Raw genomic sequence first — 13,202 nt, 5'->3', positions numbered from 1 at the left:
GCCTCACTTCGGGCTCGCGGCCGTCCTTTCGCCGGCGGCCGCCGACCGTTCGTCTCGGCGGGCGGTCAGCCGGAGGCCGTCGCGGATATTGAGCGACATCAGGGCGATGTTGGTCGCGCCGGCGAGTAGTTCGAGCGCCTGGATGCAGTAGAAGGCGAGCGTGAACTGGCTGCGGCCGGCGAGGATGGCAAGGGTTATCGCGCAGGGAACCAGGATCAGGAGCCCGTTGGCCGCGATTATCGGCATTCGGCGTCTCTTCGCCAGGATTATCGGGTTGGCGGAATCTCCGGCCAGTCGAAGACCGCTGGCTCCGGTGACTGCCAGTGTGAGCACCAGGATGGGCAGTGCCCAGGGGATGGTTTGTTTGACCGTTGTGACGGCGTGTTCGGATCCGCTGAGCTCGGTCACGACGGTCGCGAGCCAGAAGGTGAGGCTGGTGGCCAATCCGAGGACGCCGGCCAGCGGGTGGATGCGAGAGAGCATGGTGTACCTCTCTTCGGTGGGTCAGGTGGTGCGGGCGTGTTCGAGGTTGCCGATCGCCTGCGCGACCAAGCGCAATAGCTGCTCGCCCTGCTGCTGAGTGAACCCGGCGGTGGCGATCGCGTTGACCTCGGCGGCGGCAGTGGTCAAGGGGGCGTGCAGGTTTCGGGCTCGGTCGGTGAGGTGGATCTGCGCTCGCCGACCGTCGGCGGGGTCGGTGGTGCGCTGGATCAGTCCGTCGCGTTCCATCCGTTTGAGGGTGTGTGCCATGGTCGACTGATCGATGTGGACCTTCTCGCACAGTTCGTTCTGGGTGACACCCTCTTTCTCGTAGAGCGCGAGTAGCTGCGCGAATTGCCCGGGCACTACGCCGTGTTCGGCGATGTGATCGCGCAATGCCTGCTCCATGAGTCGCGCGAGGTGGTTGACCAGGTATCCCAGTGAGGTTGTGCGATTGATCGGCTGCTTCTCGATCGGGTTCATGCCTGCCCTTCGTCGGCGGGTTCAGAGTCCCATATTACATGGCTTGCCATGTAATATGGCCTGGAACTCGGGATTGATCACTGGTCGGCCTGGATTGAACGCGCCGGAGGCTGGGGTGGATTCCGGAGCAGTCCGCGATGAGTAGGAGGGTGGATTCCCCAAGGAATCGTCGCGCGATACGGGTAAAGGCCGGCACGCGGCGAACCTGAGCGGTGGTTGAACCCAGCAAACTTCGCTCGACCACGCCAGCGCAGGAGAGGCGATGGGTGAGCGCCAGACCCGGGGGTCGACACTTCGACTTAACATAATGTTGATTATCGGCGCGCTTACGGCGACGGTGTTGATCTTGAAAGATGTTGTGTGCGTAGCGTGTTTGTTCGGTCCAGGAAAAGTTGAGAGTAATCCACGAAGTTGTGAGAGTGCTTCGGCGTCGGGTGTGAATCCGGGAAAACCTGAGTGCTGGGCTCGGTTTGATTCATGGGTGCGCATAGTCATTCGGGATCCAGTTGCGTCACTGTGACGTATGTAGCTGGTGTGACTGGAGTTGTCATTTGGCGGTGCGTATGGAGCTCTCAGTTTGGTCGGGATTGCCGGGCTGGTTGGGGCCGGCCCTTCTCGCTTCCTGGTGTTTTAGGCCTTCGGGACTCTCAACTGTGTGTGGATCCTGCGCCGTCGCCGGGTTGTTCGTGGCGTGGATCGGGCGGGCTGGGTTCGGCGGTCTCATGTCTTTCTGGACGGAATCGGGCACAGATTCGGCACTCTCGGGTCCTTTTGGACTGCGTTGGGGGCCTCCTCTCCCCTGGGTTGTGTTGTGTTGCAACATTTTTCGCCGATAATAGGCAACTATGTCAAGTTGAAGTGTCGGGATCCGTGCTCTGAGTGTCTAGTCGGACTCCCCCACAATGGATCTGCGTGTCCGTTCGCGTTGTAGGTGGCCATTTTCGCACTGAACGTGACCAATTCCGGAATTCAGCGGGCTGTCGCAGTCAAGTTGGCCATGGAGCTCCTCTGCGAGATCGGCCGTCGACCTGTGCTTTTGGGGCTGCCCGCACGGACCGACACATGGCCATACACCGCGGCACCCGCTCAACAGCCCGACACCCCACATCGACCTCCGCCGCTCCAAACAGTTCGGCCAGGCCGAAACGAGTTGCCACCGCGCAGATTTCGATCCCGATACCAGGCAGACCCGGAAGGCCATCAGCTTTCGTCACAGTGACACATCTCGGCGGCAAAACCCCGCCGGAACTGACAAATAGAACGCGAATTCGTCTGGAACTGACAAATAGGATGAGACAGTGTACCCGGAATCCGTCGCATCCAATCTGTCAATCCCCAGGTCAACGCTGCCAACTTAACTGCGAACGGACATCCGTTCGCACTGTATCTGTCAGTTTTCGCACAGAACGTGTCAGTCTCCGGATTTCGAGGCCGCTGTCGCAGCATAGACGTCAGTCACGCCCCGATCGTCACGACCAATCTGACCTGCGGAAATTCGCGATGCGCATGACTATGGGATCTGAGGCTGGTCAGCCTCCGGAATCGGTGCTTGTTTTCGCGGTGTAGTTGTCAGAAGATCCGCTTTCGATGCCGTTGTCGCGACACAGTTGGCAGCGGATCCGGATCAACCGTCACCCCCCAGGCCTTGTGATCCCTTCTGGAGCCTAGTTGATCCGCTGGATTGCCCATCCGGCCTGGCCCTTTCGAGCCAGACGGAGCGCTCCTCCGCCAGCGGGTTGTCGCGTTGTAGTTGTCAGCGTCTCCGGGTTCCCCTGCTCGCTGTCGCGGTGAGATTGTCGGCAGATCCGGTTTCGCTGTGACTGTCGCGTTCTAGTTGTCAGCGAGTATGGATGCCCCGATTCTGGAGCACCCCTCCCCTGGACAGGCTTTCGAGTCTTCACGTGGTCGTGGCGCTGCTCGACACAGTCGCCGCCGGCACCGTCGACCTCACCGCCGTCCGCAAGGCCCTCACCAGCGCCGGCCGCGCCCTCGAAGACGACTTCGACCCTCTATGTGGAGAACCCTCCGTCTGGGCGTAAACCGGTCTGCTGGAACCTGTCGCTGCGGGCGGGTGCTCGGCCGGCGGGCTTGGCTGCCCAATTCTGTTGTGCAGCTGACACTCCGCGACGTGTGCGAGAGCATGACCGGTCGCGAGCGGTGCGGGCTCGCTCCCGCCCACCGCCCGACCTCCTGCGGCACCTGGCGTCGTTTGCGGTACCCGGCGGATGATCAAACCGCTTGTGCCCCATGCGATGCTGGCACGATGCTGCAAGTCATCACCGGGATGTACTTCCGAGACGTCGAACTGCACGCGACCCACCATCGCCAGACCCTCTACACCAATGTAGGGGGACCGTGGCGACGCGACCGGATCGACCTCGGCATCGGGCATCTGGTTCCCACGACCGATTACACCGCACAGGTCGCGACCATGCTTGCCTGCCTCACCGAACGCCTCGAAGCGGTTCGCGAGGATGGCACCGACGAGTTCATGATCTCCACCGGCGGCACCGCGATCATCGAGGACCTCGCCACCGTCCTGTCGTTCGCGCTGGACGCGACCGTCACCACCAACTACGGCACCGCCGCGCGGCTCATCAGCCCACCGACCGGCAGCTACCGCAGCCCTGCCCCCTCCGACATCCTGCCGCACGTCTTCACCCCCCCGCCGCTACGTCTGGCACGACACACCTTGCTCTCGACAGATAGGCAGTTTCCTGGCGCGGGCGGGACCGTCAACGCTGAATCCCGGATCCATTCGATTTGCTCGGGGGTACCGAATCAGCCGATGGGTTCACCATCTGACGGGCAGCTGCTGGACACCGCGGACGAGACGATTCTCTCGCCACTCCACCGCTTCGGCGGGCACCGCCAGGCTTAGACCTGGGAGCCTGTCAACCAGCGTTTCGAGCGCCACCCGTAGCTCCATTCGGGCCAAGGCTGATCCGATGCACTGGTGTACGCCATGGCCGAAGGCCAGGTGTGGATTTGTCGGGCGGTCGAAATCAATGTCATCAGCGGAATCGAAGACCGCTGGATCTCGGTTTGCCGCAGCCTCGAGGACGACCACCGCGTCGCCTGCAGAGATCTTGACTCCTCCCAGCATGAGGTCCTCTGTGGCGACTCGCGCAAAATCTGCGCTGGCGGCGAATGGGACGAAGCGCAGCAACTCCTCAACGGCATCGGGGATGAGCGAGGGGTCTCGGAGCAGTCGTTCCCACAGCCCCGCACGGGTGAGCAGTAGGTAGACAAAGTTGCTGATCTGACTGGCTGTCGTCTCGTATCCGGCTACCAGAAGAGTCACCGCGAACGAAACGATCTCGTCCTCGATGAGACTGTCGTCTTCGTCGCGGGCTGCGACGAGCGCACTTAGCAGGTTGTCGGCGGGATGATTCCGATAGTGGCCGATCAGTTTTGTCAGGTAGGCATAGATCTCGGTGCGGGCGCTCTCCATATCCGCAAGACCGGTGTCGCCCAGCGCGAGCAGCTTGTCCGCCCACTCTCGGAACAGCTTCTGATCGTTGACTGGAACTCCCATGAGCTCGCAGATCACTTGCGTCGACAGCGGCCAGGCTAGACCCGCTGCCAGGTCGCCCGGTGCACCTCGGGCAATCAGGTTTGTCAGCAGCTCATTCACCAGTGCCGACACTCTCGGCTCTAGCGTCGCGACGCGCCGCGGTGTGAAGGCCTTGGCGACCAACCTTCGCAGGCGGGCGTGATCAGGAGGGTCCATGGTGAAGATGTCACGAGTCTGCTGGATAATCGGCCGGGTCCGCGGGATATCTGTACCGAGTGTGCGTGCGCGGCTGAATCTGTTGTCCGACAGAACTTCCCGCGCATCCTGATACTTGGTCACCAACCAGGCCTCACCGCCGAATGGCATCCGCACACGGGTCGGTCCGCTGCCACGGAGTTCCGTATAGTTGGGGTGCAGGTCCAGGCGGGTCGCCACACCGAACGGATACTCGGGCACTGTATTCATGGTGGTCATCGACTGTCAGTTCCTTACTTCGATATGAGATCAGCAGCCCCGAAGGGGCAGCCCTGGCCGGATGTGTTTCCCGGAAGAGTTCGGATCGTCCGTTCGACCCGGTCGACGAGACGCCGGCCATCCCGATCCGACACGATGCCCCTGTCGTAGACCACGTCCAGGTTCAGGCGATTCTCGGTGTTGGTCACGAAAATCGCAGGATGCGGCACCGGGCTGATAGCCATGAACCGCGTATGCGTGAAGCGCATCCCGGGCGGTGCCGCGGGCAGCTCGAGACGTCCCAGATTGGACAGGCTGACCGAGTTCGTGCGCCAGGTGTCGGAGGAGCCGTTGGCCATTGCCCGCTGCGGAGCCTCCGCGGCGACGGCGTGCTCAAGTGCCTCTTGGATCGCGCTCGAGCATTCACCGACGCTGGTTGCTGCTGTGGGCTGCAGGATCACGCTCCAGGAGGCAACACAACACAGTTCAGCGTCGGGTGGAAGCGGTGGATCCAAGCGGTTGCGCAGGTCGATCGGATAGCCGATTCCGAGTGGGACAGGGCCGGAGGAGTCGAACATCGACCGCAACGCAGTGATGACGCTCGCACTGAGCACGCTGTTGACCGACACCTGCCAGGCCTTCGCGACCGTCTCGACGCGATCTGTTTCGGCGATGGTGAATTTGATGTTGCGGATCTCGAACGTGCCGGACTCCCGTGCATCACCGTGTTCGGGATGAGGCAAGCGCGCGACGCCGATCGGTGAAGCGGCGCGCGCGGTGTCCGCGCCGCGCAAATGCGTCAGCCGGTCCTCCAACGGTGTTTCGAGCTGTCTGGCCGAGATCGGTGGCAGTGGCGCGGCCGTTGCTAGCAGAGTGAAACGGTGTGCAAGCTTGTGTAGCAGCGTGACAGTGAGTCGGCCGTCGGCGACGGCGTGATGGAGAGCTACCCCCAGCAAGCACGTTTCGGACCCCCGCAACAGAATGGCTTGGGCGACCGGGTCACCGACTGCCCAACGACGGTGCAGTAACTCGACGAGCTGGTCCTCACTGCCGCTGTATTCGACTGGCTCGGCTGCGGCGGCGCCGACAGCGACGACGTATCCACCACGGCCGTCAGTGACAATTCGGCTGCGCAGCAACGGATGTTCCATTGCGAGCGACTCCCAAGCGCGCTCGAGCAGCGCGGAATCAATGGACCCTTGCACGGTCAGAACCGCGAAGATCGGACTGGTGCCAGACCTGACGGTCGCGGATTCCCCGGAGGTCAGCGGACGCTGAACCATGGTCATACGAGCTCCTGACGAGATGAGGTTCACTACTCGGCCACGAAGGGCGAGGATCCAACCACCGAATAGGAGAGCGATTCGGAGGACGAGCAAATCTCGTGTCGCGGCTGAACACCGACTCCAGCCCTCCCCCGCAACTTCCGCACGATGCGTAGTACGACCGATCGTGACACGGTCCGGATCACGCGCACGCGGGGATTCATCGATGAGGACAGAAGCTGCCATCTGGAACCGAAACTGTGTCCGGTACCTGTCACCGCGTCCGTATGGCGGCGTCGCTGAGCGCTACGACCTGGTCCGGCAGCGGTCTTCATACAACCGGATCGCACCTGCGCGTCTTGGGGATACCACGTGACTTCCGTTCTGCCAGTGGACAGTTCGGTCGCATCGCGACCGTTCCTGTTGGCACGTCGGGCGGATTCTGGATACGTTGAGTGCGGCGATCTTGAAAAGGGGGAGATTTGAAATGACAGATCGACCGGACCATCGCACTCAAGAACACACCCTGGCTTCCGTGACGTCACTTCAGCACGACATCGGCCGCTTGCTCATCGAGTCGAGGAGGATCCTGGACGCCGCGGCCATCGCGTGGACCGTGAACGGCGCGGCAGCCTGCAACCCACCGGACACCCTCGACGACGACTGGAGCGCAAGCCTCCAGCGAATCCTGTACGACGCCAATGACGAAGTGGTCGTAGCGGTGTCGAAGGCTTCCACCGTCGTGCGACACCACGACCATGAGCAGGCACTGCTGGAGGCGTTGCTGGCAGGGGGTCGGCGCATCAAACTGCTGAGGTCATCGACCTATGCGCGTTCACGGGACTCGAAGTGGGACAGCCCGAGGATCCGACCACATGTACGGGTCGTCGACGGCGAGTTCGACAACGCCATTATCGTTGATCGCCGACTTGCCGTGGTGTGGAACATGCTCGACGATTCGTCGCGTTCCGCATCGGTCATCACCGAGCCAGCCGTGTTGAGAGCGCTTTACCGCTACATGGTCATGGTGTGGAGCAACTCCACCAGCCTGCCGCCAGTCGCGGAAGCCGATTTGCCGCTGCTGGACGGTCCGACGGTCGCGGTTATCAACGCTCTGAGTGTCGGTGAAACGGATGAGGTCGCGGCCAGACGGTTGTTCGTTTCACTGCGCACGTACCGCCGCTACGTGGCCGAGGCCATGACCCAGCTCGGTGTCACCACCCGGTTTCAGCTTGGGATGAGAGCGGCAGAGTTGGGGATTCTGGCGCACGAGTTGAGCGCGTAGGCGTCTGATCGTGAACCGTGTCCCGACCTTCGGCCATCGCGCCGGGAGCGTGCAGCTCATCGGGCAGCGAGATCCTGCGCGATGCCCTCCAGAAGCCATCTCAGTCCCATTTCGAAACTCGTGTCATTGTCAGGGAAGTCGGAAGGGCTGTGGTCCAAGAGCTTCAAGATCCGTGAGTGCCCCGCCAGAGTGGCCGCCTCGCGAACGTAGGTACCTTCCGGCGAGCCCAGCCCGAAGGCCTCGGGCGAGTAGCTGAGGATCTCACGGAGAACGAACCCGGTTGTGTACTGGTCGACCGCCTTCACGATCTGCATCGCGGTGGCGGGAGAAATGTCTAGCCCGTCGAGAGCTTTGAGCGACTGCTCGACTTGCAGGAGCACCTTCGGTCCGACGCTGGTGCGCCGGCCGACCAACTCGGTGGCCCATGGGTGCTGCTTGATCAAAGCTCGTTCGCGGCGCGCAACTCGGGTGAGCGACTCACGCCAGTCCGCGGTGAACTCGGCATCGTCGAGCACAATCTCGCCCGCCAGCGCATCCGCCATCAGGTCGAACAGGTCGTTTTTGGTGTCGATGTGGGTGTAGAGCGCCATAGGGCCGATCCCCAGACGCGCCGCGACCCGCCGCATCGATACCGAGTCGAGGCCCTCCTCGTTGGCGAGATCCATTGCCGCGGAGACGATGTCGTCCCTGGATACCGAAGGTCGACGTTGGGGCGCCGGACGCGCCCAGATGGGGGTGCTGACACTCCCGCCTTCGCCGGACTCGTGCTGTTCCACAGCCCGCAGTCTACTCGATACGCTGTAACCATTGGCCATACACCGTATTGTTCACAGAACAGTGTATCGATAACGATGATAGGTAGCTTCGATGACAGACCCGCGGCCAACAACAGGATTCGATCCGGCGTTGCGCAAACTCATGTTCGTGGTGGTCCTAGGCGGGACTATGACGGTCCTGGACACAACGATCACCAACGTCGCCGTTCACACCCTTGGTACCCAGTTCGACACAACCCTGTCCGCCGTGCAGTGGGTCCTGACTGGATACACCCTGGCGCTCTCCATGAGCATTCCGCTGTCTGGATGGGCGGTCGTGCGGTTTGGAACCAAGACCATGTGGATTCTCTCGCTGGTGCTGTTCATCGCGGGATCGGTGCTGTGCGGCCTAGCGTGGAACATCGTCAGTCTGGTGGTTTTCCGGCTACTGCAGGGGTTGGGTGCCGGAATGATCCTGCCGATCGGGCAGACCATGCTCGCCCACGCGGCCGGGCCGGAACGGATGGGCCGGGTCATGAGCGTGGGTGCGGTCCCAGCGATGCTCGCCCCCGTTCTGGGGCCAGTCGTGGGCGGCCTGATCCTCAGCCATCTGTCGTGGCGATGGATGTTCTACATCAACGTCCCGCTGTGCGCGATCGCGGTCGTCGCGGCGGTTCGGCTGCTGCCTCGTGATCACGTACGCGACCGCGCGGTCTCGCTCGATATTCTCGGACTCGGACTACTCTCTCCCGGACTGGGTGCGCTGGTCTACGGCACATCGCAAGCCGGCGGTGGTACGGGCCTCACCGATACTCGTACGGTCGCGGCTTTGCTACTGGGAATCGCATTGGTCGCTGGTTATGTCCTGCACGCCGCGAGGAAGGGCACTGCGGCGCTGGTCGACGTTCAGCTGCTGCGGGATCGTAACTTCGCGTTGGTCAACCTCATCATGTTCGCCTACATCGGCACCATGTCCGGCCTGATGGCTTTGCTGCCGTTGCATTTCCAAACCGTCGACGCCGATAGCCCACTCCGGTCAGGTGTGATGGTGGCGCCGCTGGGGGTTGGTGCGATCGCGACGATGATGATCGGCGGAAAACTGACCGACAAGCTTTCGCCATGGTTGCTCATCCTCATGGGGCTGCCGGTGATCTTGGGCGGCGTCGTCGGTGTGGCGCAGGTCCCTGCCGATGCCAGCGATTTGCTCAGATTGCTACCACTTTTCGTGATCGGCCTCGGACACGGCCTGATGATGCCAGCGGTGATGAGCGCTGGCTACCTGACGTTGCGGGCATCGGAGATCCCCGCAGCGACCACCGCCACCAACGTCAACCTCCGGGCTGCGAGTTCCTTCGGCGTCGCGGCGCTGTTCATGCTTCTGCAGCACAACATCGTATCGAGGGTCCCCGATGCCGGTGGGGGCGCGGAGGCACTTTCACGCCCGGGCCGCACCGCCGATGCCGCACAGGCATTCGCCCATGCGTTCTCTCAAACCTACTGGTGGGCCTTCATCTTCATCGCGATCGCCCTCGTGCCCGCACTGATGCTCCGACGGCGGTCGGCATCGAGGCCTTCGTCCGAACCGGCACCGATCGCGGCCCCGTCTCGGTCGGCGACGAGCACCGTCACTCCGCCCGAGCCCTGAGCCCCCACGCCCTCCCCTCTGGCTCGCCCCGCCGAGTGCCAGCCCGATGGAGACCGGCCACATATGAAACAAGTTCTAGTATCGCGGCAGATTGTCGCGCAACAGGGAGGATCCACGATGCCACATACCGACGAGACTTCACTCGGATTCTTTGTAGCCGAGGAAGATAGATTCGTTCCGCTCGAGACGGCCCGCGGACCATGGGGACGCGACACGATCGGCGGCCAAGGTCTGACCGCCCTGACTGCCCGGGAGTTGGAGCGCCACTGTCCGGTCGAACCCGCCGGATGCAGACTCACAGTCGATTTCATCCGGCCGAGTACCTTCGATGTGGTCCAGACGAGAACCGAACTCATCCGATCGAGCAAGCGACTGGCGCTGGTGCAGATTGAGCTCGTTCAGTCCGAGCGAGTGGTGGTCAGAGCATCTGGATTGTTCGTTCGCCCCGCACCGACGGACAAGGCCGGAGCCAATGCATGGTCGCCCGAGCTGGAATTCTCCCGGCCGGCATGGTCGACCAGCCCCGCCGATGGAATGGAGCAGGCTCCGATGATCAGCAGCGCCGGCTATCCGCACGATTGGTCATCCAACTTCGCCGATCACAGGAACACGGCGCGCAAGCGGATGTGGACACCGACGATGATCCCCGCCGTTCGCGGTGAGAAGCCCACCCCATTCACTCGCATCGCCACGCTGTCGGAGGCTACGAGCTTCGTCACGAACTGGGGCGGCGACAGCGTTCCCTTCATCAACGCCGATGTGACACTCAATCTGTGTCGCATGCCCGAATCCGAGGGCATCGGCATGGAGTCGAACGGACAGCACGTCGCCAACGGGACGGCCATCGGCTCTGCCACTCTCTACGACGAGTACGGGATCGTCGGGGTCTCGTCGATCACCGCGATCGCGAATACCCATCGCGAGGTCCACTTCTGAGCCCTTCCGGCTACGGGCCCTGGGCACTACGGGTAGAAACGGCGACGGCTCCGAGTCAGCGTGTGATCTCGGAGCCGTCGCCGGTTCTAGCTGTTCACGCATTCCTTTGCCAGGCATGCACCCAGGATCCGCAATTGCCTTTCGGCGCCGCCCAGTACGAGCTCTAGATGCTTGGCCCACAGATAGTACCGATGCAGTGGGTAATTGCGGTCTACCCCAATGCCACCGTGCAGGTGGACAGTGGCACGGGCGATACGTGGCCCTGCGTCGGCAGCGTAGAACTTCGCCACGGCAACCTCTTTCGATGCGAGGTCGCCGTCACTCAACAGCCATGCGGCTCTGAGCGCGGTCATCCGAATGGATGTCGCGTCGATGAAACTGTCTGCGAGCCGCTGTCGGACGGCTTGGAAGGACGCGATAGGACGCTCGAACTGTTCTCGGCTCTTCACATAGTCCGCAGTCAGCCTGACAGCCTCGCCGCAGATGCCGGCCATGACCATCGAGACAGCCACCGTCGCCCGCTCGACGCACCACTGGAGGGCCGCACGATCGCCGACCCGCGCACTGGAGGGGACCTCGACGTTCCGAAGTTCGATCTGCGCCTCTGTGACACCAGTCATGGTCTCTTGGCCGACTCGGGCAACACCGGTCGATGTCGGGTCCACCAGGAACAGTCCGGTCTCCCTCGCATTCACCCTCGCCGACACAAGCAATAGATCAGCGGACAGTCCGGCGGGAACACACGTCTTCAGCCCGTCCAGAGTCCACCCCGACGACGTGCGACGGGCGCTCGTCCAAGGGACTAGTGGCTCACCGAGCGCCTCGATCAGTGCCGGCGCCACAACGACATCACCCGCTGCGATGTCGGGAAGCAGTGTTGAACGCTGTGCATCTGTGCCGAACTTCGCCAGTGTCATGGCTGCGAGGGCGGAAGGCAGAACAGGCACCTGTGCTGCGCTCCTTCCCACCTGTTCGAGGAGCAGTGCCAGTTCCACGAAGCCCAGGCCCAGTCCGCCGTGTTCGGATGGCACCACGACACCGAGTAGTCCGGCCCCGGCGAGTTGCTGCCATAACACCGTCTCGCGCGCATCCGATCTGGTCCCGGCATCCAACTGCTGGTCCTTGGTTGCCTGAGATTCGAGGATCCGCGCCGCGGACTCCACAACGGCTTGCTGTTCGTCGGTGAATGAGAAGTCCATGATGCCCTTTCAACGGTTCGACAACGGGAGGCCCAGCCCGAAGGCGCTGATCAGATCGCGCTGAACCTCGTTGACACCGCCACCGAACGTTAGGATCACCAGATCGCGATACAGGCTCTCCAACTGCGAACTCAGCACTTCCCCGGGAGAGCCTCTCTTCAAGTAGGCGGTTTCACCGACGATCTCCATCAGCAGCCGGATCACGTCCAGGTACTTTTCCGTTCCGAAGACCTTGGTGGTACTTGCGTCCTCCACCCGAAGCACATCTTCGGACGCATCGCACGCGACCTTCCAGTTGATCATCCGAAGAAACTCGAATCCCGCATACGCGAGCGCGAGATTTCTTTGGACCCATTCCTGATCGATGACCTTCTTACCGTCGGGAAGGTCCGTGGTCTGAGCCCACGAGAGCACCTCGTGCAGAGCGCGATCCACCATTCCTGGACTGCACAAAGTGACACGTTCTCTGTTCAGTTGCGTGATGATCACCGACCATCCGTTGTCGATACCGCCCACGACATTGGTCAGCGGCACCCGGACGTTGTCGTAGTGGACGGCGGAGATCTCATGATCACCGACCAGGGAGACTGGCTGAACGGTGATCCCTGGTGCATTCATCGGGACGATCACGATTGAAATGCCCTGATGCTTCGATACGCTCTGGTTCGTGCGCACCGCCAGCCAGCAGTACTCGGCGGTGCGGGCGTAACTCGTCCACATCTTCTGCCCGTTGATAACCAAATCCGATCCGTCGCGCACCGCGGAGGTTTGTAGAGCCGCAAGATCAGTCCCAGCGCTCGGCTCGGAGTATCCGACGCAGAAGAGCGCATCTCCTCGCAGGATCGCCGGCAGATAGAAGCTCCTTTGCTCCTCTGTTCCGAATTCCATAATCGCTGGACCCACAGTATTGGTCGTCAACATGGGGACCGGTGCACCTACGCGCATGGATTCGTCGAAGAAGATGAATTGGTCGATGTGACTTCGGTCTTGACCACCGTACTTCGAGGGCCAACCCAATCCCAGCCAGCCGTCGGCACCCATCTGCTTGACAACACCGCGCATCACCGGACCAGCCGGATCCTCCCGCAATGCCTGTACCGTCGTCTCGTCGAGAAGTTCTCGATAGTAGGTCCGGATCTGAGACCGGAGTAACTGCTGCTCCGTGGTGTAAGCAAGCCGCATGA

At 62.2% G+C, this 13,202-nt stretch carries 12 protein-coding genes; 5 read left to right on the top strand and 7 right to left on the bottom strand.

The genetic code is table 11. The annotated features are described in order from the left end of the window. Positions 1 to 3 precede the first annotated feature (3 nt). A complete protein-coding gene (locus ACQP06_RS18915; protein WP_433665864.1) occupies positions 4 to 483 on the bottom strand; it encodes a hypothetical protein in 480 nt (159 codons plus the stop codon). Positions 484 to 504: 21 nt separating this feature from the next. Next, positions 505 to 963 (bottom strand): MarR family winged helix-turn-helix transcriptional regulator, encoded by a 459-nt coding sequence (locus tag ACQP06_RS18910; protein ID WP_433665863.1) that lies wholly within the window; start codon positions 961 to 963, stop codon positions 505 to 507. A gap of 1,850 nt (positions 964 to 2,813) precedes the next feature. Here ACQP06_RS18910 and ACQP06_RS18905 point away from each other — a divergent pair. Both ACQP06_RS18905 and ACQP06_RS18900 read left to right on the top strand, forming a co-directional pair. Beyond that, the gene (locus tag ACQP06_RS18905) at positions 2,814 to 3,002 is read left to right on the top strand and encodes a hypothetical protein (RefSeq protein ID WP_433665862.1); all 189 of its coding nucleotides are present in this window, start codon (positions 2,814 to 2,816) and stop codon (positions 3,000 to 3,002) included. A gap of 101 nt (positions 3,003 to 3,103) precedes the next feature. Next, positions 3,104 to 3,844: a hypothetical protein gene (locus ACQP06_RS18900; RefSeq protein ID WP_433665861.1), complete on the top strand. Its 741-nt coding sequence runs from the start codon at positions 3,104 to 3,106 to the stop codon at positions 3,842 to 3,844. Here ACQP06_RS18900 and ACQP06_RS18895 read toward each other — a convergent pair. After that, the gene (locus tag ACQP06_RS18895; protein WP_433665860.1) at positions 3,758 to 4,954 is read right to left on the bottom strand and encodes a cytochrome P450; all 1,197 of its coding nucleotides are present in this window, start codon (positions 4,952 to 4,954) and stop codon (positions 3,758 to 3,760) included. The two genes, ACQP06_RS18900 and ACQP06_RS18895, sit on opposite strands and share 87 nt — an antisense overlap. A gap of 14 nt (positions 4,955 to 4,968) precedes the next feature. Further along, positions 4,969 to 6,222 (bottom strand): phthiocerol/phthiodiolone dimycocerosyl transferase family protein, encoded by a 1,254-nt coding sequence (locus ACQP06_RS18890; RefSeq protein WP_433665859.1) that lies wholly within the window; start codon positions 6,220 to 6,222, stop codon positions 4,969 to 4,971. Positions 6,223 to 6,733: 511 nt separating this feature from the next. On the opposite strand from ACQP06_RS18890, the gene ACQP06_RS18885 reads away from it, so the two are divergent. Next, positions 6,734 to 7,483: a hypothetical protein gene (locus tag ACQP06_RS18885; protein ID WP_433665858.1), complete on the top strand. Its 750-nt coding sequence runs from the start codon at positions 6,734 to 6,736 to the stop codon at positions 7,481 to 7,483. Between the two features lie 56 nt (positions 7,484 to 7,539). Here ACQP06_RS18885 and ACQP06_RS18880 read toward each other — a convergent pair whose 3' ends face one another. Further along, entirely contained in the window at positions 7,540 to 8,259 is a 720-nt protein-coding gene (locus tag ACQP06_RS18880; RefSeq protein WP_433665857.1) for a TetR/AcrR family transcriptional regulator, read from the bottom strand. Between the two features lie 91 nt (positions 8,260 to 8,350). Here ACQP06_RS18880 and ACQP06_RS18875 point away from each other — a divergent pair, with 91 nt between their 5' ends. Both ACQP06_RS18875 and ACQP06_RS18870 read left to right on the top strand, forming a co-directional pair. After that, positions 8,351 to 9,883 (top strand): DHA2 family efflux MFS transporter permease subunit, encoded by a 1,533-nt coding sequence (locus ACQP06_RS18875; protein ID WP_433665856.1) that lies wholly within the window; start codon positions 8,351 to 8,353, stop codon positions 9,881 to 9,883. Positions 9,884 to 10,000: 117 nt separating this feature from the next. Next, the gene (locus ACQP06_RS18870) at positions 10,001 to 10,819 is read left to right on the top strand and encodes an acyl-CoA thioesterase domain-containing protein (protein ID WP_433665855.1); all 819 of its coding nucleotides are present in this window, start codon (positions 10,001 to 10,003) and stop codon (positions 10,817 to 10,819) included. A gap of 86 nt (positions 10,820 to 10,905) precedes the next feature. Here ACQP06_RS18870 and ACQP06_RS18865 read toward each other — a convergent pair whose 3' ends face one another. Both ACQP06_RS18865 and ACQP06_RS18860 read right to left on the bottom strand, forming a co-directional pair. After that, on the bottom strand, positions 10,906 to 12,018 hold the full coding sequence (locus tag ACQP06_RS18865; RefSeq protein ID WP_433665854.1) for an acyl-CoA dehydrogenase family protein: 1,113 nt from the start codon (positions 12,016 to 12,018) through the stop codon (positions 10,906 to 10,908). Positions 12,019 to 12,027: 9 nt separating this feature from the next. Beyond that, the gene (locus ACQP06_RS18860) at positions 12,028 to 13,200 is read right to left on the bottom strand and encodes an acyl-CoA dehydrogenase family protein (protein WP_433665853.1); all 1,173 of its coding nucleotides are present in this window, start codon (positions 13,198 to 13,200) and stop codon (positions 12,028 to 12,030) included. Between the last annotated feature and the right edge of the window lie 2 nt (positions 13,201 to 13,202).

The sequence above is a fragment of the Nocardia sp. CA-136227 genome (assembly GCF_050955695.1).
In the GTDB taxonomy this organism is placed as follows: domain Bacteria; phylum Actinomycetota; class Actinomycetes; order Mycobacteriales; family Mycobacteriaceae; genus Nocardia.
The sequence above is the reverse complement of the archived record's forward strand: the minus strand, read 5'-3'. Positions and strand labels throughout refer to the sequence as shown.

Coding starts and splice junctions, on each gene's coding strand:
- ACQP06_RS18875 (WP_433665856.1), top strand. CDS start 8,351: ATGACAGACCCGCGGCCAACAACAGGATTCGATCCGGCGTTGCGCAAA.
- ACQP06_RS18910 (WP_433665863.1), bottom strand. CDS start 963: ATGAACCCGATCGAGAAGCAGCCGATCAATCGCACAACCTCACTGGGA.
- ACQP06_RS18895 (WP_433665860.1), bottom strand. CDS start 4,954: ATGACCACCATGAATACAGTGCCCGAGTATCCGTTCGGTGTGGCGACC.
- ACQP06_RS18900 (WP_433665861.1), top strand. CDS start 3,104: ATGACCGGTCGCGAGCGGTGCGGGCTCGCTCCCGCCCACCGCCCGACC.
- ACQP06_RS18890 (WP_433665859.1), bottom strand. CDS start 6,222: ATGACCATGGTTCAGCGTCCGCTGACCTCCGGGGAATCCGCGACCGTC.
- ACQP06_RS18915 (WP_433665864.1), bottom strand. CDS start 483: ATGCTCTCTCGCATCCACCCGCTGGCCGGCGTCCTCGGATTGGCCACC.
- ACQP06_RS18865 (WP_433665854.1), bottom strand. CDS start 12,018: ATGGACTTCTCATTCACCGACGAACAGCAAGCCGTTGTGGAGTCCGCG.
- ACQP06_RS18905 (WP_433665862.1), top strand. CDS start 2,814: ATGCCCCGATTCTGGAGCACCCCTCCCCTGGACAGGCTTTCGAGTCTT.
- ACQP06_RS18870 (WP_433665855.1), top strand. CDS start 10,001: ATGCCACATACCGACGAGACTTCACTCGGATTCTTTGTAGCCGAGGAA.
- ACQP06_RS18860 (WP_433665853.1), bottom strand. CDS start 13,200: ATGCGGCTTGCTTACACCACGGAGCAGCAGTTACTCCGGTCTCAGATC.